General features: G+C 56.4%; 21 protein-coding genes and 2 tRNA genes. 15 read left to right on the top strand and 8 right to left on the bottom strand.

Features of this window, described 5'->3' with window-relative positions; all coding sequences use genetic code 11:
- The first annotated feature begins 134 nt into the window (after positions 1-134).
- Together DFO52_RS09530 and guaD are read left to right on the top strand one after the other, a co-directional pair.
- A complete protein-coding gene (locus DFO52_RS09530; protein WP_029741848.1) occupies positions 135-1,631 on the top strand; it encodes an NCS1 family nucleobase:cation symporter-1 in 1,497 nt (498 codons plus the stop codon).
- 99 nt (positions 1,632-1,730) lie between these two features.
- Positions 1,731-3,050 carry a guanine deaminase gene (guaD, locus tag DFO52_RS09525; protein WP_133550246.1) on the top strand — a complete coding sequence of 440 codons (1,320 nt, stop codon included), beginning with the start codon at positions 1,731-1,733 and terminating at the stop codon, positions 3,048-3,050.
- Here guaD and uraH read toward each other — a convergent pair.
- Together uraH and uraD are read right to left on the bottom strand one after the other, a co-directional pair.
- A complete protein-coding gene (gene uraH, locus DFO52_RS09520) occupies positions 3,030-3,353 on the bottom strand; it encodes a hydroxyisourate hydrolase (RefSeq protein ID WP_133550244.1) in 324 nt (107 codons plus the stop codon). The two genes, guaD and uraH, sit on opposite strands and share 21 nt — an antisense overlap.
- Entirely contained in the window at positions 3,350-3,850 is a 501-nt protein-coding gene (gene uraD, locus DFO52_RS09515; RefSeq protein ID WP_133550242.1) for a 2-oxo-4-hydroxy-4-carboxy-5-ureidoimidazoline decarboxylase, read from the bottom strand. Before uraD ends, uraH begins: the two co-directional genes overlap by 4 nt.
- Before the next feature lie 239 nt (positions 3,851-4,089).
- Here uraD and hpxO point away from each other — a divergent pair, with 239 nt between their 5' ends.
- From hpxO to DFO52_RS09500, 3 genes are read left to right on the top strand one after another with little or no spacing between them, the layout of a single operon-like run.
- A complete protein-coding gene (gene hpxO, locus DFO52_RS09510) occupies positions 4,090-5,244 on the top strand; it encodes an FAD-dependent urate hydroxylase HpxO (RefSeq protein ID WP_133550240.1) in 1,155 nt (384 codons plus the stop codon).
- A gap of 17 nt (positions 5,245-5,261) precedes the next feature.
- The gene (hpxD, locus tag DFO52_RS09505; protein ID WP_029739925.1) at positions 5,262-6,296 is read left to right on the top strand and encodes a molybdenum cofactor-independent xanthine hydroxylase subunit HpxD; all 1,035 of its coding nucleotides are present in this window, start codon (positions 5,262-5,264) and stop codon (positions 6,294-6,296) included.
- A gap of 11 nt (positions 6,297-6,307) precedes the next feature.
- Positions 6,308-7,243, top strand: a complete 936-nt coding sequence (locus DFO52_RS09500) for a PDR/VanB family oxidoreductase (RefSeq protein ID WP_133550238.1) — start codon at positions 6,308-6,310, stop codon at positions 7,241-7,243.
- Between the two features lie 43 nt (positions 7,244-7,286).
- Here the strand turns inward: DFO52_RS09500 and DFO52_RS09495 are convergent.
- A tRNA-Ser gene (locus tag DFO52_RS09495) sits at positions 7,287-7,374 on the bottom strand.
- Positions 7,375-7,650: 276 nt separating this feature from the next.
- On the opposite strand from DFO52_RS09495, the gene DFO52_RS09490 reads away from it, so the two are divergent.
- The 6 genes from DFO52_RS09490 (at position 7,651) to DFO52_RS09470 (ending at position 12,788) form a co-directional block, all read left to right on the top strand.
- Entirely contained in the window at positions 7,651-8,787 is a 1,137-nt protein-coding gene (locus DFO52_RS09490; RefSeq protein ID WP_133550405.1) for a D-alanyl-lipoteichoic acid biosynthesis protein DltD, read from the top strand.
- Positions 8,784-8,906: a hypothetical protein gene (locus tag DFO52_RS23415; protein WP_023335174.1), complete on the top strand. Its 123-nt coding sequence runs from the start codon at positions 8,784-8,786 to the stop codon at positions 8,904-8,906. Before DFO52_RS09490 ends, DFO52_RS23415 begins: the two co-directional genes overlap by 4 nt.
- Positions 8,907-8,915: 9 nt before the next feature.
- Positions 8,916-10,034: an MBOAT family O-acyltransferase gene (locus tag DFO52_RS09485; RefSeq protein WP_029739922.1), complete on the top strand. Its 1,119-nt coding sequence runs from the start codon at positions 8,916-8,918 to the stop codon at positions 10,032-10,034.
- The gene (locus DFO52_RS09480; protein ID WP_029739921.1) at positions 10,031-11,464 is read left to right on the top strand and encodes an AMP-binding protein; all 1,434 of its coding nucleotides are present in this window, start codon (positions 10,031-10,033) and stop codon (positions 11,462-11,464) included. Before DFO52_RS09485 ends, DFO52_RS09480 begins: the two co-directional genes overlap by 4 nt.
- Before the next feature lie 17 nt (positions 11,465-11,481).
- On the top strand, positions 11,482-11,700 hold the full coding sequence (locus tag DFO52_RS09475) for an acyl carrier protein (RefSeq protein ID WP_008499867.1): 219 nt from the start codon (positions 11,482-11,484) through the stop codon (positions 11,698-11,700).
- 251 nt (positions 11,701-11,951) lie between these two features.
- Positions 11,952-12,788 (top strand): alpha/beta hydrolase, encoded by an 837-nt coding sequence (locus DFO52_RS09470; protein WP_023311045.1) that lies wholly within the window; start codon positions 11,952-11,954, stop codon positions 12,786-12,788.
- A gap of 125 nt (positions 12,789-12,913) precedes the next feature.
- Here DFO52_RS09470 and DFO52_RS09465 read toward each other — a convergent pair whose 3' ends face one another.
- From DFO52_RS09465 to DFO52_RS09455, 3 genes are all read right to left on the bottom strand, one after another.
- Positions 12,914-13,171: a YjhX family toxin gene (locus DFO52_RS09465; protein WP_021240841.1), complete on the bottom strand. Its 258-nt coding sequence runs from the start codon at positions 13,169-13,171 to the stop codon at positions 12,914-12,916.
- Positions 13,172-13,462: 291 nt separating this feature from the next.
- Positions 13,463-13,550, bottom strand: a tRNA-Ser gene (locus DFO52_RS09460).
- A 130-nt stretch (positions 13,551-13,680) separates the two neighbouring features.
- Positions 13,681-15,309: an ABC transporter substrate-binding protein gene (locus DFO52_RS09455; protein WP_029739918.1), complete on the bottom strand. Its 1,629-nt coding sequence runs from the start codon at positions 15,307-15,309 to the stop codon at positions 13,681-13,683.
- A 269-nt stretch (positions 15,310-15,578) separates the two neighbouring features.
- Here DFO52_RS09455 and yccA point away from each other — a divergent pair, with 269 nt between their 5' ends.
- On the top strand, positions 15,579-16,238 hold the full coding sequence (gene yccA, locus DFO52_RS09445; protein WP_023335168.1) for an FtsH protease modulator YccA: 660 nt from the start codon (positions 15,579-15,581) through the stop codon (positions 16,236-16,238).
- A 54-nt stretch (positions 16,239-16,292) separates the two neighbouring features.
- Here the strand turns inward: yccA and DFO52_RS09440 are convergent, their stop codons facing one another.
- Together DFO52_RS09440 and DFO52_RS09435 are read right to left on the bottom strand one after the other, a co-directional pair.
- The gene (locus DFO52_RS09440) at positions 16,293-16,769 is read right to left on the bottom strand and encodes a hypothetical protein (protein ID WP_029739917.1); all 477 of its coding nucleotides are present in this window, start codon (positions 16,767-16,769) and stop codon (positions 16,293-16,295) included.
- Positions 16,766-17,521: a winged helix-turn-helix domain-containing protein gene (locus DFO52_RS09435; RefSeq protein ID WP_133550236.1), complete on the bottom strand. Its 756-nt coding sequence runs from the start codon at positions 17,519-17,521 to the stop codon at positions 16,766-16,768. Before DFO52_RS09435 ends, DFO52_RS09440 begins: the two co-directional genes overlap by 4 nt.
- A gap of 308 nt (positions 17,522-17,829) precedes the next feature.
- Here DFO52_RS09435 and DFO52_RS09430 point away from each other — a divergent pair, with 308 nt between their 5' ends.
- From DFO52_RS09430 to DFO52_RS09420, 3 genes are all read left to right on the top strand, one after another.
- Positions 17,830-18,573 (top strand): fimbrial protein, encoded by a 744-nt coding sequence (locus DFO52_RS09430; RefSeq protein ID WP_166642355.1) that lies wholly within the window; start codon positions 17,830-17,832, stop codon positions 18,571-18,573.
- 75 nt (positions 18,574-18,648) lie between these two features.
- Complete coding sequence (locus tag DFO52_RS09425) at positions 18,649-19,155, top strand: CS1 type fimbrial major subunit (protein ID WP_021240847.1); 507 nt, start codon at positions 18,649-18,651, stop codon at positions 19,153-19,155.
- 72 nt (positions 19,156-19,227) lie between these two features.
- Positions 19,228-21,945 (top strand): TcfC E-set like domain-containing protein, encoded by a 2,718-nt coding sequence (locus DFO52_RS09420; RefSeq protein WP_133550234.1) that lies wholly within the window; start codon positions 19,228-19,230, stop codon positions 21,943-21,945.

Here is a 21,945-nt window from a genome sequence, read left to right as displayed (position 1 = left end):
GTCTTTTACTCTTCGTTATCGAATCGTATACATAAAAATAAAATATTGCATACAAGATTTATTATTTTGGCCTGGATCCTGCAACACCGTCTGCACTCCCACTCAACGGGTTTTCATTCACAGGAGCAGGTTTCATGCCAAACAGTCAAAACGCGCAGCAGGGTACGGCCGCTGATTCCGGTGCGGTTTACAGCCCACGTCTTTGCAATGAGGATCTGGCACCGACGCGTGACCAGAACTGGAGCTGGTACAACATCTTTTCGTTCTGGATGTCGGACGTTCACAGCATGGGGGGTTATGTTGTCGCCGCGAGCTTCTTTACGCTCGGGCTGGCAAGCTGGCAGGTGCTGCTTTGCCTGCTGGTGGGGATTTGCATCGTGCAATTGTGCGCCAACCTGGTGGCCAAACCGAGCCAGATGGCGGGGGTGCCCTACGCGGTGATCAGCCGTCAGGCGTTTGGCGTCTTCGGGGCCAATATTCCGGCGGTGATCCGCGGGCTGATTGCCTTCGCGTGGTACGGCATTCAGACCTATCTGGCCGCCAACGCCCTGATGCTGGTGGCGCTGAAGTTCTGGCCGTCGCTCTCTTCGCTCACTACCGGCGCGTTCCTGGGCCTGTCGCATCTGGGCTGGATCTGCTTTGCCATCATGTGGGTCCTGCAGGCGATGGTCTTCTGGCACGGCATGAGCGCCATCAAGCGCTTTATTGATATCGCCGGTCCGGCGGTCTACGTGGTCATGCTGGCCCTTGCAGGCTGGATTGTATACAAGACCGGTTTTGACGGCATTTCCTTCACTCTCGCCAGCAAATCCCTGAGCGCGGGCGAGCAGACCTGGCAGATGATCACCGCGACCGCGTTGGTGGTGTCTTACTTCTCCGGCCCGCTGCTCAACTTTGGCGACTTCTCCCGCTACGGCAAAAGCATGGGCGAGATCCGCCGCGGCAACCGCTGGGGCCTGCCGTTTAACTTCCTGCTGTTCTCCATCGTCACCGTGGTCATTGTCTCCGGCACCCAGTCGCTGTTTGGCCGCATGATCACCGACCCGATCGAAACCGTCAGCCGCGTGGGCAACGATCTGGCCGTGGCGATTGGCCTGCTGACGATGATCACCGCCACCATCGGGATCAACATCGTCGCGAACTTTGTCTCCCCGGCGTTTGATTTCTCTAACTGCTCGCCGCAGAAAATCAGCTTCCGCACCGGGGGCATGATTGCCGCCGTCGGCTCGATCCTGCTCACCCCGTGGAACCTGTTCAACTCGCCGGAGCTTATCCACTACACCCTGGACGTGCTCGGGGCGTTCATCGGCCCGCTGTTCGGCATTCTGATTGCCGACTTCTACCTGATTAAGCGCGGCAAGGTGTCGGTCGACGATCTGTTCGACGACACGCCAAAGGGCAAATACTGGTACCGCAACGGCTTTAACCCGAAAGCCATTGGCGCGCTGATCCCGTCCGTTGCCGTAGGCCTGGTGATTAGCTTTATCCCGGCCCTGCATGAGGTGGCGAACTTCAGCTGGTTTATCGGCGTCTTCCTCGGCGGCGTGACCTACCGCTGGCTGGCGCGGGAAGACCGCGAGACGGCGGGCGCGACGTCGTTCAGCTCCCGCGTGGCGACGCAAAAAGAGTAACCCCCTCCTTCCGGCCGCAGCGTGTCTGCGGCCCGTTCATTCTGGCACCGTTCTTGCTGCGCCTTATCACCCCGCTACGCAAACACTAAGGCAGGAACCATGATGGATTACCAGACAGCGATCCGCGGCGCATTTTTTGATATTGCCCAGGTCTGCGACAGCGCAGACGCGATTGCCCAACACGCGCGCTACCTTGAGGACGGGCTGCTGTTTATACAGAGCGGGAAAATTCTGGCGCACATGCCGTGGCAGGAGGGCGAGCAGTATCTTGACCCCCACAAGGGCTACACCGACCTGCGCGGCAGGCTGCTGCTGCCCGGTTTTGTCGACACCCACGTCCATTATCCGCAAACGGAGATGATCGGCGCCTTTGGCGAACAGCTGCTGGAGTGGCTGACCACCTACACCTTCCCGGTGGAGAGCCAGTTTTCCGATGAAGCCTACGCGAAAGAGATCGCCGAATTTTTCATTCACCAGCTGGTAAGCAACGGCACCACCACCGCCCTGGTGTTTTGCACGCTGCATCCGGAGTCGGTCGAGGCGCTGTTTACCGAAGCCCTGCGCCTCAACATGCGCCTTATCGCCGGAAAGGTGATGATGGACAGACACGCGCCGGACTACCTGAGCGAAGACGCGAAGCAGAGCTACCGGCAGACGCGGGCGCTGATCCAGCGCTGGCACCACCGGGGACGGCTGGGCTATGCCATTACCCCGCGCTTTGCCCCGACCTCATCCCCCGAGCTGCTTGCCGCGGTCAGCCTGCTCAGAGAGGAGTTCCCGGATACCTGGATGCAGACCCACCTGAGCGAAAACCCCAACGAAGTGGCCTGGGTGAGCGACCTCTGGCCGGAGCACGAGCGCTATCTGGACGTGTATCACCACTACGGCCTGACCGGCGAGCGCAGCGTGTTTGCCCACGCGATTCATCTTCACCACAGCGAGTGGCAGTGCCTGCACGACACCGGCTCGGCGGTGGCGTTTTGCCCCACCTCAAACCTGTTTCTCGGCAGCGGGCTGTTTCGCCTGCCCGCCTGCTGGCAGCACAGGGTGCGGATGGGCATCGGCACCGACGTCGGTGCGGGCACCACCTTCAGCATGCTGCGCACCCTGGGGGAAGCCTACAAGGTCGGCCAGCTTCAGAGCTACCGCCTGCGCGCCAGCGAGGCGTTTTACCACGCCACGCTGGGCGGCGCGCACGCCCTCAGGCTCGACGATAAGATTGGCAACTTCGCGCCCGGCAAAGAGGCGGATTTCGTGGTGATCGACCCTGACGTGACGCCGCTGCAGCGCCTGCGCAATCGCCGCTGTCAGGATATCTACGAGCAGCTTTTCGTGCTGATGACCCTGGGCGACGAGCGCAACATCAGCGAGACCTGGGTCAACGGCGAGCGGGTATGGTCAACTGCCGCGGTAGGTTGACCACCCGCCGGGCGCAATCACAAACGGCAGGTGGAAGTGCTCGCCTGCCGCTTCTCCCGTCACAAAATCAATTTGCGCGCAGGGGTAGAGCGTGTCGCGACCGGTTTCGCTAAACCACGCGCCGATCTCGGCCACCAGCCGATAGCGGCCTGCGGGCAGAGAGGGAACGAACGCGGCGATGCGCCCCTGGGCGTTGGTCACGCCCGTGGCCAGCGTGTTCCCGTCCTGTTGTAGATGAACCGTCACGCCCGCTGCGGGTTTGCCCGTCGAGATATCGAGAATATGGGTGCTGAGTGTGCTCATTCGCTAATGACTCCTTCCAGCCGTAGCAGCGTAATTTCCCGCAGCTGTTCCAGCGCGGCACGGACTTCCTGCGCGTCGCTGTTCTCCAGCCGCGCGTGCAGCGCCTGTAAAATCTCCTCGCCGCTGCGGCCCTTCGCGCGGATCAGAAACACGCGTCCGAAGCGGGCCTCGTAGCGGGCATTGCCCTCGCGCAGCGCCTGGGCAAGGGCAGCATCGCGATCGTTCACCGCGCCCTGCTCCTGGCGCGACAGCGCCGCCTCCGCCTGTGAACCTGCGGGTTTTTCCCCGATGCGCGGATGGGCGCTCAGGGCCTGTGCCAGCGCCGCTTCGCCCCATGCTTGCGTCAGCGCGTTTGCCGTACTGAACAATTCGTCCCGGCTGGCGTAGGGCCGCCCCAGAGCCAGCGCATCGGCCCACTCAGGGAGCGCCACGCAGGGATGAATCAGCGCTAAGGCCTTTTCGTGGGGAAGATGATTGAAGTCGTGCAGTGCGATCATAGTGTCTCCTTTATTGTCTTCTTCCTGGTTGTTGCACAAACCACGCCACTCTGAGCGCGGGCGTGAAACAGTCGATTCCGTATAGCTCAACTGGAAATTTTTGATTCAAAAAAAGGCACGCTCACCGCGTTTGCGCACCTTAGCAGTGCAAACGTCCCCCTCACAACGCCGTTTTCGCCACTCTGCAGCCTGGTACGCAAATTGCTGAATGCCTTTACACCCTGCAAAAGGAGAGAAGCATGAGAGCAATCGTCATTGGCGCGGGTATTGGCGGCCTGAGCGCCGCCGTCGCGCTGAAGAAAGCGGGCATCGACTGTACCGTGTTTGAAGCCGTCAAAGAGATCCGGCCCGTCGGGGCGGCCATCTCCATCTGGCCTAACGGCGTGAAATGCATGCAGCACCTCGGTATGGGCGACATCATCGAGACCTACGGCGGGCCGATGCGTTTTATGGCCTACAAGGATTACCGGCGCGGCGAGACCCTGACCCGCTTCAGCCTTGCCCCGCTGGTTGAGCGTACCGGCGGGCGTCCCTGCCCCGTCTCGCGCACCGAGCTCCAGCGCGAAATGCTGGACTTCTGGGGGCGCGACAGGGTGCAGTTCGGCAAGCGCGTCGAACGCGTAAGCGAAGACGGCGCGGGCGTGAGCGTGACCTTCACCGACGGCACCACGGCAGTGGGCGATTTTCTGATTGCCGCCGACGGCAGCCACTCGGCGGTTCGCCCGTATGTGCTGGGATACACCCCGGAGCGCCGCTACGCCGGGTACGTGAACTGGAACGGGCTGGTGAAGATTGACGAAGAGATCGCCCCGGCGCACCAGTGGACCACCTTCGTTGGCGAAGGCAAACGCGTGTCGCTGATGCCCGTCTCCGGCGGACGCTTTTACTTCTTTTTTGACGTGCCGCTGCCCGCTGGCCTGGCGGAGGATCGCACCACCCTGCGCGCCGATCTCTCGGGCTACTTCCGCGGCTGGGCGCCGCCGGTGCAGAAGCTTATCGCGGCGCTGGATCCCGAGACCACCAACCGCATTGAAATCCACGACATTGAACCGTTCGACAGCCTGGTGCGCGGCAACGTCGCGCTGCTCGGCGATGCCGCGCACAGCACCACGCCGGACATCGGTCAGGGCGGCTGTGCCGCGATGGAAGACGCCGTGGTACTGGGAGAATGCCTGCTTGAAAACCACAGCATCACGCTGGCGCTGCGGCAGTACGAAGCGCTGCGCTGCGACCGGGTGCGCGACCTGGTGCTGAAGGCGCGTAAACGCTGCGACGTCACCCACGGGAAAGACATGGCGTTGACGCAGGCCTGGTATCAGGAGCTCAAAGAGGAGACCGGTGAGCGCATTATCAACGGTCTGTGCGAGACCATTCAGGGCGGCCCGTTAGGCTGAACGCAAGAGGGACAACCATGAAAAGAGAACCGACTCCACCCGCCCACTGCACGTTTGAGCCAGAGGACTGGCTGCGCCTGGCGAAATGCTGGCACCCGGTCGCGCGCGCCTGCGACGTCGGTCCGGCACCGGTCAAGGCGACCCTGCTGGATGAACAGCTGGTGATTTACCGGATTAACGACCAGGTCGTGGTCGCCCGTGACGTCTGCCCGCACCGCGGCGTGCCGCTGACGCTCGGCTTCCACGACGAGCACGGGATTATCTGCCCCTACCACGGCCTCCGCTTTGGGGAGGACGGGCGCTGCAATCGTATTCCGTCCAGCCCCGACCAGCCCGTTCCGGCGAAGCTGAACCTGATTAACTACGCCGTTGAGGAACGCTTCGGCCTGATCTGGACCTGCCTGGCGTTTGACCCGGACAATCCTGTACCGCTGCCCACCATGCCGCACTGGGATGACGACGGATTTCAGCAGATCAACTGCCCGGCTTTTGAGGTGAACGGCTTCGCCGGGCGACAGGTGGAGGGATTTCTGGACGTGGCGCACTTTGCCTGGATCCACACCGATACCTTTGCCGATCCCAGTAACCAGCTTGTGCCCGCCTATCAGCCGCAGGAGACGCCGTTCGGTTTTGTTGCCGATTACTGGAGCACCGTGAGCAACTATCCCGCCAGTTCACCCGTGCAGGCGCCGGAAGGGTTCCAGTGGCTGCGCCATTTTGAAATGCATCTACCGTTTACCGCCACCCTGACGATTCATTTTCCGGGAGAATCGAGACTGGCGATCATGAACGCCGCGTCGCCCGTGTCATCGCGCGTCACCCGCATGTTCGCCCCTATCGCGCGTAACTTTGACCTGCATATTCCGGTGGAGGATGTACATGCCTTTAACCTGCGCATTTTTGAAGAGGATCGCCTGATGGTCGAAACCCAGCGCCCGGAAAGTCTGCCGCTGGATCTGACGCTGGAAGCCCATATTCCCGCCGATAAAAGCTCAATTGCCTACCGTCGGGGACTGAAGAAGATGGGCTTTGGCGAATTTTTCCTCGTATGACGGAGGCCGATATGCTGAGCGTAATTGTTGACGGACTGTGGCGCGAGGGCGATAAAAGCCTCGCCGTCAGGCTGGTGGCTGAAGACGGTAACGCGCTGCCGGCGTGGCAGCCCGGCGCGCACATTGATGTGCACTTGCCCTGCGGCGCGGTGCGCCAGTATTCCCTGACCGGGGCATGTGGAGACGAGAGCTATCTTATCTGCGTGGGGCGGGAAACCGCCTCGCGCGGCGGATCGCGCTACGTTCACGAGACGCTGCGACCCGGGCAGAAATTAGCGATCTCTGCCCCGCGCAATCTGTTTCCGCTGCATCAGGCTGAGCGGGTGTTGCTGCTGGCGGCGGGCATTGGCATTACGCCGCTGTATGCGATGGCCCTGCAGCTGAAGGCGGCCGGAACGCCGTTTACGCTGCACTATTACGTCAAACGCCGCGAAAGCGCGGCGTTTGCGCGCGAACTCTCCCGGTTCGGTGAGTGCCACATTCATACCGCCAGCCCGCGCACGGCGCTGGCAGAACATCTCCCGGCGGCTGAGGCGGGTCATCACGCCTGGATCTGCGGCCCGGCAGGTTTTATGGAAAAAGTACGAGACGTGGCGACGGTAAGGGGTTGGGATGATGGCCATCTTCACAGCGAGGCGTTTCAGCCCGCGGCCCCTGCCGCACGCGGTGACGCGGGCGAGATCTTTACGGTCAAACTCGCCTCGACCGGGGAGCGCTGGCCGGTGCCCGCGGATAAGACCATCGCTCAGGTATTACAGGAAAACGGCGTAGACGTGCCGCTGTCATGCGAAATGGGGATTTGCGGGGCGTGCCTGACGCCGGTGATTGACGGCGTGGTGGATCATCGGGATAGCGTGCAGTCGGAGGCGGAAAAAGGCGCGCCAAACCAGCAGGTCGCGCTGTGCTGTTCGCGGAGCCATTCCGGGGAGCTGGTGATTGCCCTGTAAAACGAAAAAACCCTGCGATATTGCTATCGCAGGGTTTCGAATTTGGCGGAAGCGTAGAGATTCGAACTCTAGAACCCTTTCGGGTCGCCGGTTTTCAAGACCGGTGCCTTCAACCGCTCGGCCACGCTTCCAAAGTGAGGCGCACTATAAACATCTATTAGCACCTTGTAAAGCAGGAATTTTTCTATTTTTACCCACCGGCGTTTGACTGCGCAAAAATCACCCAGACGCTTGCCGCGCATCGGTCACAGCCCCCTTGTACATACCGTTACACAGCAACGCTCATCCTTTTAAATCGCTCTGGTATAGAATGCCACAAAAATAAACGGTCATTTGTTGTGTAATTGTTATAAATCTGCGTACCCACAGATTTAGAAATTACTGCCATGCAGTGTTACTGGTTGATGATGAAAATCAAAAATACGCCTTGCTTACATATCCTGATGGCGACCCTGGCCATTTTGTTCCTCTGTGTTCACCCGCTGGTGACGAGCTTCAATCCGCCCCTCACCTTCCAGCCGCTGATTAAATCAATGGCGGGCACGCCTAAAGAACAAGCGGAAAAAATTGCGACTATTTCCCATGCCTTAGAAGGGAATGCTATTTTCTTCATTGGGGCGTCTGAGGTTGCCACCTCAGAAGATGAACATTACGCTGTATATAATTACTTTAATAAGCAATTGCACAAACCCGTCGTGGCGTATGGCGATGCGTTCGTCGATGATGAAACGCAATTTTTACTGTTCTCACGTTTTAAAAATAGCCTTAACGCAAACAGTAAAGTTGTTTTGCTTCTGGCCCCTGACAGCTTTTACTCAAAAGGGCTGCCACCGGCTATCTATGCCGATAATTTCCCCGGCTCTATTTTTAATCCGCTGATGAAGGATCCGCAGGCGCGCCCGCTGCTGGTTAATTATTTAAAGCATATTGATAGTAAAGAAATAAGCCATTTAACCTTTGGCCAAATGCGCGTCTTTGGCTGGCACCCCGATCTGATGTGGGACGAGCTGAGCTTCCAGTTTGCCAACGTCTGCACCCTGATAAAAAACGACTGGCTGGCGCTGCTCAACATCACGCCCCAGACGGTACAGCCCTGGCCGCAGCAGCCAACAACCCACATTGCCCCCGACTGGGATAAAGAGCTGGCGAATGCGCGCGAGTTAAATAAAAAACGCCAGCAGAGCGCGGCTACGCTGTGGATGGACAAAACGATTTACGACGAGGACGGTAAGCCGCAGCAGTGGGACGACACGCCGGTTGTGCCTGCGCAAATCGCCGCTTTCAGTAAAACCGTTCAGCTGTTGAAAGAACGTCACGTGCAGGTGATTGCTATCGTCGACCCGGTTAACCCCTGGGCGCTTTACAATACCGATACCTTCCGTCCGGTTGATAAACAAATAAAAACCATTCTGGAAAAAAACCAGATCCCTTATTTAGATATGTACGCCATGCCTTATCAGAATGGCTGGAACTGGGATCGTTTGCACCCTTCCGAACTGGCCTGGGTTCCTATGATTCGCTTTATTGCACAGAGTTTTAAATGATGAAAATCGCGATCCGTCTTTTTTTCCTTTATCTCCTGCTGGCGATCACCATCGTCGCGTGGACCTCTGTCGATGACAGCATGAGTATGCAGCTGCATTTTGAATATCAAAAGTTCTGAGGCCGAATGATGTACAGCTCAGGAATGTTTTTTGTTTATTTGTTTTCATCCGCGCTGGCGTTTGCGCTGGTTAATCGCGTATTACGCCATCGTCTGACCTGGTTATCTGCGCTATCGGTGCTGACGGCGCTGGGATGGGGATATATATTTCAGGGCGATTATATTGTCCCCGTCGCCGTTTTTTTCAGCTTTTATGTTTTTGCCACGCTAAAAGAGAAGGGATGGTTAAAAACGTGGCAGGCGGTCGTTCTGACATTATTGCCGCTGCTGCTGGTGAAATTACATTTAAATAACCACTGGGGCATGATCGGCCTCTCTTTTATGACGTTCCGCGCGCTGGACGTGCTGCTCTATCGCAGTAAAAAAGAAGGTCAGAATTTCCTGCACTATTTCTGTTATCTGTTTATGCCTTTTATTATCCTGGCCGGCCCAATGTACCGCTGGCGGACATGGATGAGTGACGTCAGCAAGCCCGTATTTGCCCTTAACCGCGAACAGTTTTTAGTCGCGTTAGAGCAAATCATTACCGGCATTGTTCAGAAGTTCCTGTTTGCCATGCTTATTGATTCGCTGGTCGTGCAGCCCTGGAGCCATAAGCCGTTTACGCTGACCGTGGGCGTGGTGATGTCGATTGCCTACAGCACCTACCTGTACTTTGATTTTGCGGGCTACAGCAATATGGCCATCGGCGCAGGCCGCCTGTTTGGACTCAATATTCCGGCAAACTTCAACATGCCGCTTCTGGCAAAGAACCCGCAGGATTTCTGGCGCCGCTTCCACATCAGCTTGTCTGAATGGCTGCGCGATGTGGTGTTTATGCCCGTTTATATGAACCTGATGAAATTCAACTTTTTCCGTCAGAACAAAACGCTGGCGCAAAATATCGGTATTTTTTGCACCTTATTCTGCATGGGGGCATGGAATGGCCTGGAACGCCATTACGTCATCAGCGGCGCGCTGTTTGGCGCGATTTCCGTCGCTCACAATATGCTGCTGTGGTCAGCCAAACGCAGCCCGGCATTGCACCGCGGCTTGCAGTATCCGGCCGTTGCGTTTTTAGGGCGAATCCTGACGCTGGGAAGCGCCGCGGGATCCCTTTACATCTTTAGTGGAATGTCACCTCTATGAAAAATCACTCCGATCTTCAGGAACTGCAGGATTTCTTACGTGCGGCATTATGCGATCCCGCCTCCCCGCAGCAGCTGGCCATCAGCGGCAGCGACGAAGCCTTAAGCTGGCTACAGCTTTCCGCTGCCGTGACGGACTGGGCGCAGCGCTATCAGCGCTGCCAGCCTGTTGCCGGTACGCCGGTCGTATTGTACGGACACCAGCAGGCCGAGTTCGCCGTGGCGATTTATAGCTGCCTGCTGCACAACATTCCGTACATCCCGGTGGACTGCATTTACCCGCAGGAGCGCCTTCGGGAGATCTGCCATCTGGCCAGCGCCCCTTACTATTACGACGTCGCGACCCGGCAGTTCATCGCCACCGGGGAACCGGGCAAGGTACTGGAGGAGCAGGATCTGGCCTACATCATGTTTACTTCAGGCAGCACCGGTAAACCTAAAGGCGTGCAGATTGGGCGTGAAAGCGTATGGCACTTCATGAAATGGGTCAGCCAGGACTTTTCACTGCCGGAAAAACCGGTCCTGATGAACCACGCGGTATTCAGCTTTGACCTCTCCCTGATCCCTTTGCTGGCGAATCTGGCGATGGGCGGACACATCGTGCTGAACGCCAAAGAAGACATTCAGAAAGAGAACTGGCTGGAGCGACTGAAAAGCAACGCGGTCTCCGCCTGGGTTTCAACCCCCTCTTTTGCTTACCAGCAGCTGCTTTCCCCGCAGTTCAACAGCGAGTATTTGCCTGCGCTCAACGTCTTTATCTTCATTGGTGAAGTGCTCAATAAGGCGCTGGTTAAACAGCTTCGCCGCCGCTTCCCGCAGGCCAAAATCATTAACTCCTATGGCCCTACGGAAGCGACGATTGCGACGACCGTGGTTGAAATCACGGATGCGATCCTGAACAGCGACAGCGCCGTGCTGCCGGTGGGGGTCATGATGCCTGAGAGCAAAATGGAAATTTCCACCGACGGCGAGCTGATTATCTGGGGTAAAAACGTCATGCGCGGCTATCTCGGCCTGCCGCAGGAGAACGCGGCGAAATTACTCCGTCGGGAAGATGAAGCGTTTCGCGGCTACCGTACCGGCGATCTGGGCTATGAAGCGGGGCTGATCTACTGCCAGGGCCGCAACGACAGCCAGGTCAAACTTAACGGTTACCGTATTGAAATCAATGAGATTGAAAACCGCCTGCTGGCCATGTCCGGCATCAACGAAGCGGTGGTCCTGCCGCTGATGAAATCCTGCGGCAGCGTGCTGCGCATTGCCGCGTTCTGCGTGACGGATATGGCGCCGGACACCATCAAAACATCGCTTTCGAAGGTCGTTCCGCACTATATGGTGCCTTCACAAATTATCGTAAAAGACGCTTTGCCGCTGAATCCTAACGGCAAAATTGACCGCAAGCTGCTGGACGCTTACGCCCGCACAAATTAATGACCCCAGGAAAAATTATGGAACAAGAAATTCTCGCCCTGTTCGAAAAAGTGTTATCCCGTAAGGTGGGCTTTCACGATGAACTGATTGAATCCGACATTCTCGACTCCATCCTGGCAGTCGATATGGTGCTGGAAGTGCAGGACGTTTACGGCTGCATGATCCCGCCAACTGACGTGGCGACGGTGCTAAAAACCCCGGCGGACCTGGCCCGCTATATTGAAGAAAACCGCTAAACGCCCCTGCGGTTAATGCTGCCCTGAAGGCTCTGGAGGATCGCTCCAGAGCCTTCTTTCGTTCCCCCTCCTCCTGAACGCTGTCCTGCTCCCTTTCACAGGAATGAAACCGACTGCTTTTACTATTTCTCCTACACTTTAGGAGTACTGTCGGTACGGGAAACAGAAAAAAGCCAACTTAATTAAGGCATTAATGATTCGCTGTGCGCTCAGCCGGGGAACGTTTTGCCTTTAACAGAGGAGTCTGCGGTATGGCATTCGTAACAACGAAAGATGGCGTCAATATTTACTACAAAGACTGGGGCCCAAAAGAGGCTCAACCCATTGTTTTCCACCACGGCTGGCCGCTGAGTGCCGATGACTGGGATAACCAGATGCTCTTCTTCCTCGCTGAAGGCTATCGCGTTATCGCTATCGATCGTCGCGGTCACGGGCGTTCGGACCAGGTGAGTGAAGGCCACGATATGGATCATTATGCGGCCGACGCGTCAGCCGTGGTGGAAAGCCTGGATCTGCGCAATGCCGTGCACGTCGGTCACTCCACCGGCGGCGGACAGGTCGCCCGCTATGTTGCGCAGTATGGGCAACCGCAGGGGCGCGTCGCCAAAGCGGTGCTCGTCAGCGCCGTGCCGCCGCTGATGGTCAAAACGGACGGTAACCCCGGCGGAACGCCCATCGAGGTTTTCGACGGCTTCCGCAAAGCGCTGGCGGCTAACCGCGCCCAGTTTTACCTCGACGTCGCCAGCGGACCGTTCTACGGCTTTAATCGGGATGGCGCGGACGTTTCACAGGGGACGATCCAGAACTGGTGGCGTCAAGGGATGATCGGTAGCGCAAAGGCCCACTACGAGGGGATTAAGGCGTTTTCAGAGACCGACCAGACGGAAGATTTAAAAACGATCACGGTTCCCGTTCTGGTAATGCAGGGCGACGACGATCAGGTCGTGCCGTATAAGAATGCTGCCCTGCTGCAGGACAAGCTGCTGGCGAACAGCGTACTGAAAATTTACCCGGGCTTCCCGCACGGGATGCATACCACGCACGCGGATACTATCAACGCGGACATTCTGGCCTTTATCCGCTCTTAAACATCGCCTTTATTGCCGGGTAGCGCTGCGCTTACCCGGCCTACATTCCTGCATCCGCAACGATATCCCTGCATTGCACCGTTTAATGCATGAACGCCACCCGCGGGTGGCGTTGTTTATTCCGCTTAGCGATTATCCAGCTGGGCGCGAACGTTGTTCAGCCCGGTGGTATTGATGCGGTAAGGCTGCCCGTTCACGGATCGGATCAGCTTTTTGGTGCGGAGTTTTTTAAAGACGCTAAGCGTGCAGTCGCTCAGCACCAGCCCTTCACGGGTATAGCACTCAACGGAAGTGACGCGGCCAGAGCTGTCGCGGACGTGCACAATACGTCCACCTTTGGCGAGAACGTGTAAGGTACGTTGTTCCTGACGGGATAAATTCATACTGGAAAACCTGTGTAATCATCATGCGTAAAAACGAGCCCACACCCGCAGGTGCGCGCGTAAGGTTTAAGCGCAGCGATAACCAGTCCGTCCTGAAAAGGGCGGGAGACTGATTATCTGATGAAAACATTCTCCAGCATCAAAGCCTCGGTAAGAGATAGCAATATATTTACGGGATGAATGATAACGCCTGTTTTTTACAGGGAAATGGCAGGGACTTAAAAGTGTGAGGCGGATCGGCAAATCCAAAAAGAAAAACCCCAGGTTAACGAGTAACCTGGGGCTTATATCTGGCGGAAGCGTAGAGATTCGAACTCTAGAACCCTTTCGGGTCGCCGGTTTTCAAGACCGGTGCCTTCAACCGCTCGGCCACGCTTCCTAAGTGAGGCGAACTATAAACACCTCACCGCGTGCTGTAAAGAGTGGCTGCACTCGTTCGCTGTAAAAATAGTCAAAACGTGTTTAATCGGTTGAACTGACGACACATCGACGATTTTATCAGCACAGGCTTAGTGTTTTTTGATGTACATGTCTTTCGTGAAATAGTACCCCAGCTTATCCGGCGTAAATCCGCCCACCCACGGTTTCACCAGGTGCGTACGGACGTAGTGATAAACCGGAATGGCCGGTACATCACGCCCCAGCAGATCTTCCGCCTGCTGGTAGAACTTACCCCGCTCTTCCGCTGATTTGGCTTTTGCGGCGTTGAGCAGCGCGCGATCGTAGTCCGGATTGCTGTACTGGCTGGTGTTTTCGCTGTCGCCCGTGCGGAAGTTGTTCAGGAAGGTCGCCGCATCGTCGTAATCGGCAATCCACGCGTACCGCACCGCGTCAAAGTTGTGGGTGTGCATGGTATCCAGCATGGTTTTCCACTCCTGGTTTTGCAGCTTTGCCTCCACGCCAAGGTTTTTCTTCCACATGGAGCTGGCCGCAATCGCGATACGCTGGTGCGATTCAGAGGTGTTATAGAGCAGGTTGAAGCTCAGAGGGTGGCTGGCGTTATATCCGGCCTCGTTCAGCAGCTTTTTCGCCTCGGCGATGCGCTTGTCCAGCGGCCAGCTGGCGTAATCCGGGTTCTGTAGCTTCACGCCGCCGATATCCGGCTGGCTGATGAGCCACGCCGGGCGCTGCCCCTGCCCTAATACTTTCCCGGCAATGATGTCTTTATCCAGCGCCATGTTCAGCGCCTTGCGCACGCGCGCGTCGTTGAACGGCGGCCGGGTGGTATTGAATTCGTAGTAATAGGTCGCCAGCTGAGGTGAAACGTCCAGCTCGCTGCCCAGGGTTTTCTTGAGCTGGGCAAACTGGTTAATCGGCACCGTGTACACGATGTCAATTTCGCCCGCCTTATAGCGGTTCACATCCGAGGCCTCGGACGTGATGGGCAGGTAGGTGACTTTGTTAATCACGGTATGCGCGTTATCCCAGTAGCGCGGGTTGCGCTCCGCCACGATGCGTTCGTTGACCACCCACTGCGATAGCTTATACGCCCCGCTGCTGACGAAATGCTCCGGTTTGGTCCACTTATCGCCGAAGCGGCCAATCAGCACTTTATCCACCGGCACCAGCGACGGGTGCGCCAGCATCGCGAGGAAGGCCGCGTTTGGCTGCGTGAGGGTCACTTCCAGCGTGGTGTCGTTAATCGCTTTTACGCCCAGCGTATCGGGCGCTTTTTTCCCCTGAGCAATATCGGCCGCGTTGACGATATGCATGTTGCCCGGATAGCTCGCATAAGGCGAAGCCGTTTTCGGATCGATCAGGCGCTGCCAGCTCCAGACCACATCCTCAGCGGTAATCGCCGTGCCGTCGCTCCAGGTGATGCCCGGACGCAAATGGAACGTCCAGACGGTGTTGTCCTTGTTCTCCCATTTTTCCGCCAGTCGGGGTTGGACTTCGCCTGTCGGGGAGACGCTTACAAGTCCTTCGAATAAATCGCTGATAATATTGAATTCGACATCGCTTTCGACTTTATGCGGGTCGAGCGAAGCCGGTTCACTGCCGTTGTTTCTCACCAGTTCCTGCTTATCGGCCAGCGCGGTTCCTGCCGGCACGTTAGCCGCCCAGGCTGCCGTGCTGGCGCACAGGATCCCTGCGGTTAACAAAGAGAGCGTAAAGTGAGTGCGTGTTTGTGGTTTCATTTCCTTCGCCTTATAGTCTGTTTTATGACGATCCGGAAATAACTCTTAGCGTTCGAATGGTAATAACGCAATATTTTTCAGTAACCTATAAGAGCTTGATCTGGTAAATTGTCGCAAACCGCTGTTCATACTGGCGAAACGGATTTCTGCAGAAGAAATAACCACCTCCAGCGCTAACGTGCTGAGTAAAGATGGGTAAAACCACTTTGAGACTGGCGTGTCGTTTCCTATTCTTTCCGCTAATTACATCTGTCATAAGAGAGTGACTCATGGATCGTATAATTACTTCTTCACGCGACCGCACATCGCTACTCAGCACCCACAAGGTGCTGCGCAATACCTATTTCATGCTCAGCCTGACGCTGGCATTCTCCGCGATCACCGCAACCGCCAGCACCGTGCTGATGCTGCCATCTCCGGGGCTGATCCTGACGCTGGTGGGTATGTATGGTCTGATGTTCCTGACCTACAAAACCGCTGACAAGCCCGTCGGTATTCTGTCCGCGTTTGCCTTCACCGGCTTCCTGGGCTACATCCTGGGGCCGATGCTGAATGCGTATCTGTCTGCCGGTATGGGTGACCTTATCGGCATGGCGCTGGGCGGCACCGCGCTGGTATTCTTCTGCTGCTCGGCCTACGTGCTGACCACCCGTAAGGACATGTCCTTCCTCGGCGGTATGCTGATGGCGGGTGTCGTGGTGGTGCTGGTGGGTATGGTGGCAAACATCTTCCTGCAGCTGCCTGCCCTGCATCTGGCAATCAGCGCCGTGTTTATTCTGATCTCCTCAGGCGCGATCCTGTTTGAAACCAGCAATATCATTCGCGGCGGTGAGACGAACTATATCCGCGCCACCGTGAGCCTGTATGTGTCGCTGTACAACATCTTCGTCAGCCTGTTGAGCATCCTGGGCTTCGCCAGCCGCGATTAAGCACAACGGATACAAAAAAGGAGAATGCCAACGGCATTCTCCTTTTTTTATGCCCTACTCACCCCGGCAAATATAGGTGGGGTAACGCCGGTCCTGAATCAGCCACACGGAAGGCGCGAGTTCAGAGATCGTCAGATAGTAGCGTGCGGTTGGGTTGGCGAAACTCCCCCACTGAGCATCAGGCGTATTGTCATTGTGCCGACGCCAGGTTTTGGTGTAGCTCAACACAATCACGTTATCATCGTCCCGCTGCTGCCAGGTAAAGTCCACATCCCTGTCAACGATCAAATTTTGCCCGCCAGCCCTTGCCGCGCCTTTATAGGTGGTCAACCCGGTTCCGTCCCGATGAAAATAGAACTGGGCAACGGCATTGACCTTCACTTCACTGGCTTTTCCTTCATTGCGCGTAAAGTTAAATTCAGTGCTGCAGGCCAGCACATCCTTTTTAACCGCACAGCCGGAATAGTAAAACAGCGCCAGGGCACTGCCGACCACTGCACCACCCAGCCCAAAAAGAAGTTTTATTTTCATTTTTGAGCCCCGCTTTTATAACGTATGGTTTTGCACAGGCTGGTTTTGCTGGCCGGGCAGGCACCAATGAACACCTCATCTGCATCTGAAATAGAAAAACGGGCGCTGAAATAATAAATGTCATACTCCTCGCGTTCGCACGCCACGCTATTGGCCTCCAGCCGTTCCGCTAATTTCGATAGCACCAGCGGCCTTCCGTGATCGTTGATAATCCAGAGGCTGCAACGCGCGATTTTTTCCTTAAGCGGCTTGAGCTTCGCCGGAGCGATGATCCCCTGCGGTCGGCTGAAGTAGAAGCTCGTCACCAGCGCAGCGACGATCAATACGGCCACAATTACCCATTTTTTCCCGGATGCGCGCTGAGGCTTCACCTCTTGCGGTGCGGAAGAAGGCTGCGGATCGGCGGATGGAATATTCTCTCCGGGCTGAAAAATCACATCAGCCTCAAAACGAAACCCGTAACGGGGCACGGTCACGATAAACTCGTGCCCCTCTCCCAGAGACTGGAAGCTTTTACGTAATTCGCTAACCGCTTTATTGAGATTATTTCCCGATGGCGTAAAGCCAAATTCCTCCCACACGCGAGTGATTAATTCCTCCCGACTCAGGTCGCATCCTTTGTGTTTAATAAATTCCTGCAAAAGCCGCACGGCTGGCGCCGAAAGCGTTAATACAGATTCTGGTTGTCCAACAAGACTTATTGCATGTGCTTCAGGATCGAATAACAACGAATTATTGCATATAAAAAACATCTTTTATTCTCGGCTGTTACCGCATGCTTTTTTATCCCTGGTACATCGACATGAAAACCGCCTCCTGACCTGCTTATTTTTTCATCAGAAGGAATTTTCTTCCTATCCCTGGTCGCGGTATTTTCGCTTAACTATACAACCTTAAAGCCAGAAAAGCAGGATAAAAACCTGTATTTAGCGAGTTAATTAATACAAATTTTCACAAACCGCTGTTCTGGTTAAAGTTTCCCTGCCCTGAAGCAATACGAAAGCAGACGGTGTCCTGGTGTTAACGCGCCGCCGATGAACTCAGAGCAGGCAGACTGAATGTGAAACAGAAAAATAGAGTGAACATGACAACCGCCTTTTATGTCGCCGCGCTGTCATTGCCATTTTTCTCAGAAATGGCAATGGCCAATATGAGCGTGTACCCGATGGAATTGAATATGGACAAGTCCGGTGCGGCACAAATTAAGGTAGCGTCGAAAACGGATGATATTCAGTTCATTCGAGTGAGGCAAAAGAAAATTCTTAATCCCGGCACGGCCCAGGAAAAAGAAATTGATGTGGCCTCGTGGAAAGAAGGCGGCGTTGTTGTCACGCCCGAAAAATTTGCCCTCGCGGCAGGCGCAATGCGCGTGGTTCGTCTGGTATCGCTTACGCCACCGGAAAAAGAGACCACCTGGCGCGTCTATTTTGAAGGGGTAAAGCAGCCTGACAGCATTATTCCCGGCAAGGCAGAAAGCCCTGCTGCGACGGCGACATTGGGCGTCAATGTGATCTGGGGCGCCCTGATCCACCTCGCCCCGGAAAAAAGTGTGGTTTCACTCTCGATTGACCCTCGCAGGGGCACGTTAAAAAACAACGGTACGCTGCGCGTGCCGCTGAGAGAGATCGGTATTTGTGACGCAGATTCGTCGTGTAAATGGATTAAAGAAGACGCGACGATTTATCCGGACACTGAACGGAAATTAAAAACGCTCACAAAGACACAAGGCCAGAAATATAAATTCCGCTACTTCAACTGGGTGAATAAAACCGCTGAAGAAGCTGATTTACCCGTCGTGCAATAACACGACGTTACCGTAAAGACCCCAAAGGGTTTGTTTAAAGAGCCAGGGTGCTCATTTATAAATATGGAGATATCAATGCGTAAGTACTTTAAACCTCTGATGATTGTTGCCGCGATGACCACGTCCGTTAGCGCGCTGGCGATCCAAAAAGATATTACCGTCAATGCCAGCGTTGATTCACAGCTGGACATGACCCAGGCCGATAACACGCCGCTGCCAGCAAGCATCGATATGCAGTACCTGCCTGGCCGCGGTCTGGAAAGCTACCGCCTGAATACCAAGGTATGGTCTAACTCCGCCACCAGCAATGTGAAAGTGCGTCTGGTGAGCGCCGCGAAGCTGGCAAATGCCGACGGTGCTGAGACCATCCCAATGACGGTGAAGCTAGGCGATAAAACCCTCTCTACCGCCGATGTTGAATATACCGGTACTGAACTGTTCCCGGGGAGCATCGAAAACGGTTCAGCGGTACTGCCGCTGACCATTTCTCAGACCACCAAAGGCATTCTGAAAACCGGTCAGTACAGCGGCGTTGTCAGCCTGATGCTGACGCAGGCGACTACCACGGAAGGCGGTGCGTAACACCACAGCACCTAAGGAATAACGTCAGAGGGTGCCCGCCCTCTGACGTCAGGATGATGTCGAGGCTCGTTCATGGCGTTTCACAGAAATACTCTCCTCTTTGTTGCTTTGTTACCCGCATCCATCCAACTCGCCTGCGCCGGGATGACCGTCCCGGCAGGTTTTGAAGATCTGGCGAAAACGCAGCGCCTGTGGACAGAGGTCAACCTCTACGGCGAGTCGCTTGGACTTTTTGAAACGGATATCACGCTTGAAACGGTCAGTTTTGTCGCACCTGAAACCGTTGTAGCGGCCATCAAACGACGGTTTAACGACGACCCTGCTCTCGTTGGCACCGTGTCTGCCGCGCTGGCCGTTCCGCTTGCCCGTAACGGCAACCTGGCCTGCAGCAGCAACGGCTCCGCAACGGGCTGCGATTACATTAATACCGACCGCGCGGCCATTATCTATGACGAGAATAACGCCCGTATTAGCCTGTTTTTGGACAAGAAATTTCTGCCTAAAGCCACCGCGGAAAATCAGTGGTATCAGCCCACGCAGGACACCGAAAATGCGCTGATCCATCAGCAGAATGTTAACTTCGTTGCCGACAGGGACTATCAGTCTGCCACTGTGCAGGGCAATGGCGCGCTGGCGCTCACGCAGGACGGCTATGTTAATCTCGACTGGACCTGGCTGGGACAGCGTTCACGGCGTCAGCAGCAACAGGAAATCACCGTCAACAACGCCTGGTTCCGCCAGGATATCTTGCGCCAGTACTATGTCCAGCTGGGCGAGATGGATACCCGCGATCTGTTCAGTAATGCCGGCGGAAATATCAACCTCAGCCAGCTGCCGCTGGGCAAAATTCGCGGTCTGCGCACGGGTTCAACACGGGCGTGGATTAATCCGATTCAGCGGTCAAAGGGAACCCCTGTCACCGTGCTGCTTTCCCATGACGCGCGTATCGACGCCCGCCGTGGCAATCAGCTGCTGGCCAGCTTTTACCTGAATGCCGGGGCGCAAACCCTGGACACGCGCTCGTTTCCGGACGGGAGCTACACCGTCACGCTGTCGGTCTATGAAAATAACCGGCTGACGCGTACCGAGCAGGTGCCGTTTACCCGAACCGGCATTACGCCATTTGACCGCGTCGAGTGGTTCCTGCAGGCGGGTGAAACCGACAATAGCGATCAAAACGAAGAACGCAGCGCGGTTGCGCAAGCGGGCGTACGCCTGCCCGTCACCCCGACCTTAGCGCTTACCAGCGGAGCAACGATAAAGAAAAACCAGCGCTTCCTGGAAAATGCGCTCGACTGGAGCCGGGGCTTCAACGCGGGTCCGATCGACGGCGTGCTGAGTACCCGGTTTAGCTACCTTTACGGCAGCGAAGGCCAGCGCGGCAATATTCAGCAAATCAGCTACAACGACGGTTTTTCACTGAGCCTCTATCGCAACGCGCTATCAGCGGAAAACTGCAACACCCGAAGCGCGGGGTTTGACGCCGTGAACGGCTGCTATAGAACCCTCTCGGTGATGTTTTCCGTCCCTGTCGGCGCCTGGTATGCGAGCCTGGGGTATTCGGATAACCGCAACGAAGGACGTTACGTTTCACGTCGGGAGCTGCCGGATAGCGACGATCGCCACGATGCGGGTTTGCCGTGGGAATCGGTTTATATGACCCGCTCGCGCTCGCGGGCCTGGCAGGGAGGCCTGAGCAATGCCTTTAGCACCCGAGGCCTCAACATTAACAGCAGCATTAACCTGTTCATGCGTAACGATGACGCCCGCGACGGCAGGGACAAAGGCGGCTACCTGAGCGTGAGCCTGTCCATGGCGCATAACCGTCAGGGTGATGCGTCGAGCTATACCTCTATGGGCGCGACCTGGCAGCACCAGCAGCGTGAAAAAAATCAGCTGAGCTACAACGTGGCGCATAACTGGTACGCCGATGCACGCGGTGAAAACGAGTACGGTCTGAGCGCGTCGGGCATTAACAGCGACTCGCTGAATACCTCAGCCTATACGCGCCAGGGCGGGCGATACGGCAACGGCAGCCTGACCGTCAGCGATGCCTGGGATCGTCAGGATCGTCGCCATACGCTGAGCAGCAGCGGCAACTACAGCTCGACTCTTGCGCTGTCGCGCTCTGGCCTGTGGCTGGGCCGCTGGAGCGATGGACGTCCTGCTTCCGCCGTCGCGGTTAACGTTGCCACCCCGGAAGAGACTCTTGGTCCGAGCGTCGCCGTGTCGCTGGATAACGGCGGTAGTGCAGACATTCCGGGCAATAGTCGCGCCCTCTTCGCAGTGCCGGGCTATCAGCAGTCAACGTTGACGATTAACGAATCGCTGGACGTCTCGCGAGGAGCCAGCAGTGAAATTACGCAAGGTTCAGGCAGCAGAACGCTGTTTATGGTGCCGGGCAAACTGCTGCGTCGGGATGTGCAAACCACCGCAAGCTACACCTGGCTCGGCCAGTTAACCGACGAGCGTCATTCGCCGTTTATCGGCGCCGTGCCGCTGAACGTGAACGGCTGGAGCGATCTTGGCAACGGCGGGTTTAGCGCCCAAAGCAACGCCCTGCTGCATAACCTCTACCTGGTGCGTCAGCAGCAGTTTTATCAGTGCGCGCTGAACGTGAAGAGTATGCGCGACGTGGTGCGCTACGTCGGTTCCATTCCTTGCCGGGAGTTAACCTTCTCCGCCCTGCCGGATGCCGTCCAGCAGCAGGCACAGCTGATGCTGGCCGGACGAACGACCCCAGTCAGCCCGACCGCCATGAACGCCGACAACCTCGCTAAAGGGAAATGA

It is taken from the genome of Enterobacter sp. AG326, from assembly GCF_004362415.1.
Lineage (GTDB): Bacteria > Pseudomonadota > Gammaproteobacteria > Enterobacterales > Enterobacteriaceae > Enterobacter > Enterobacter asburiae.
This window is presented reverse-complemented; position numbering and strand designations above follow the sequence as displayed.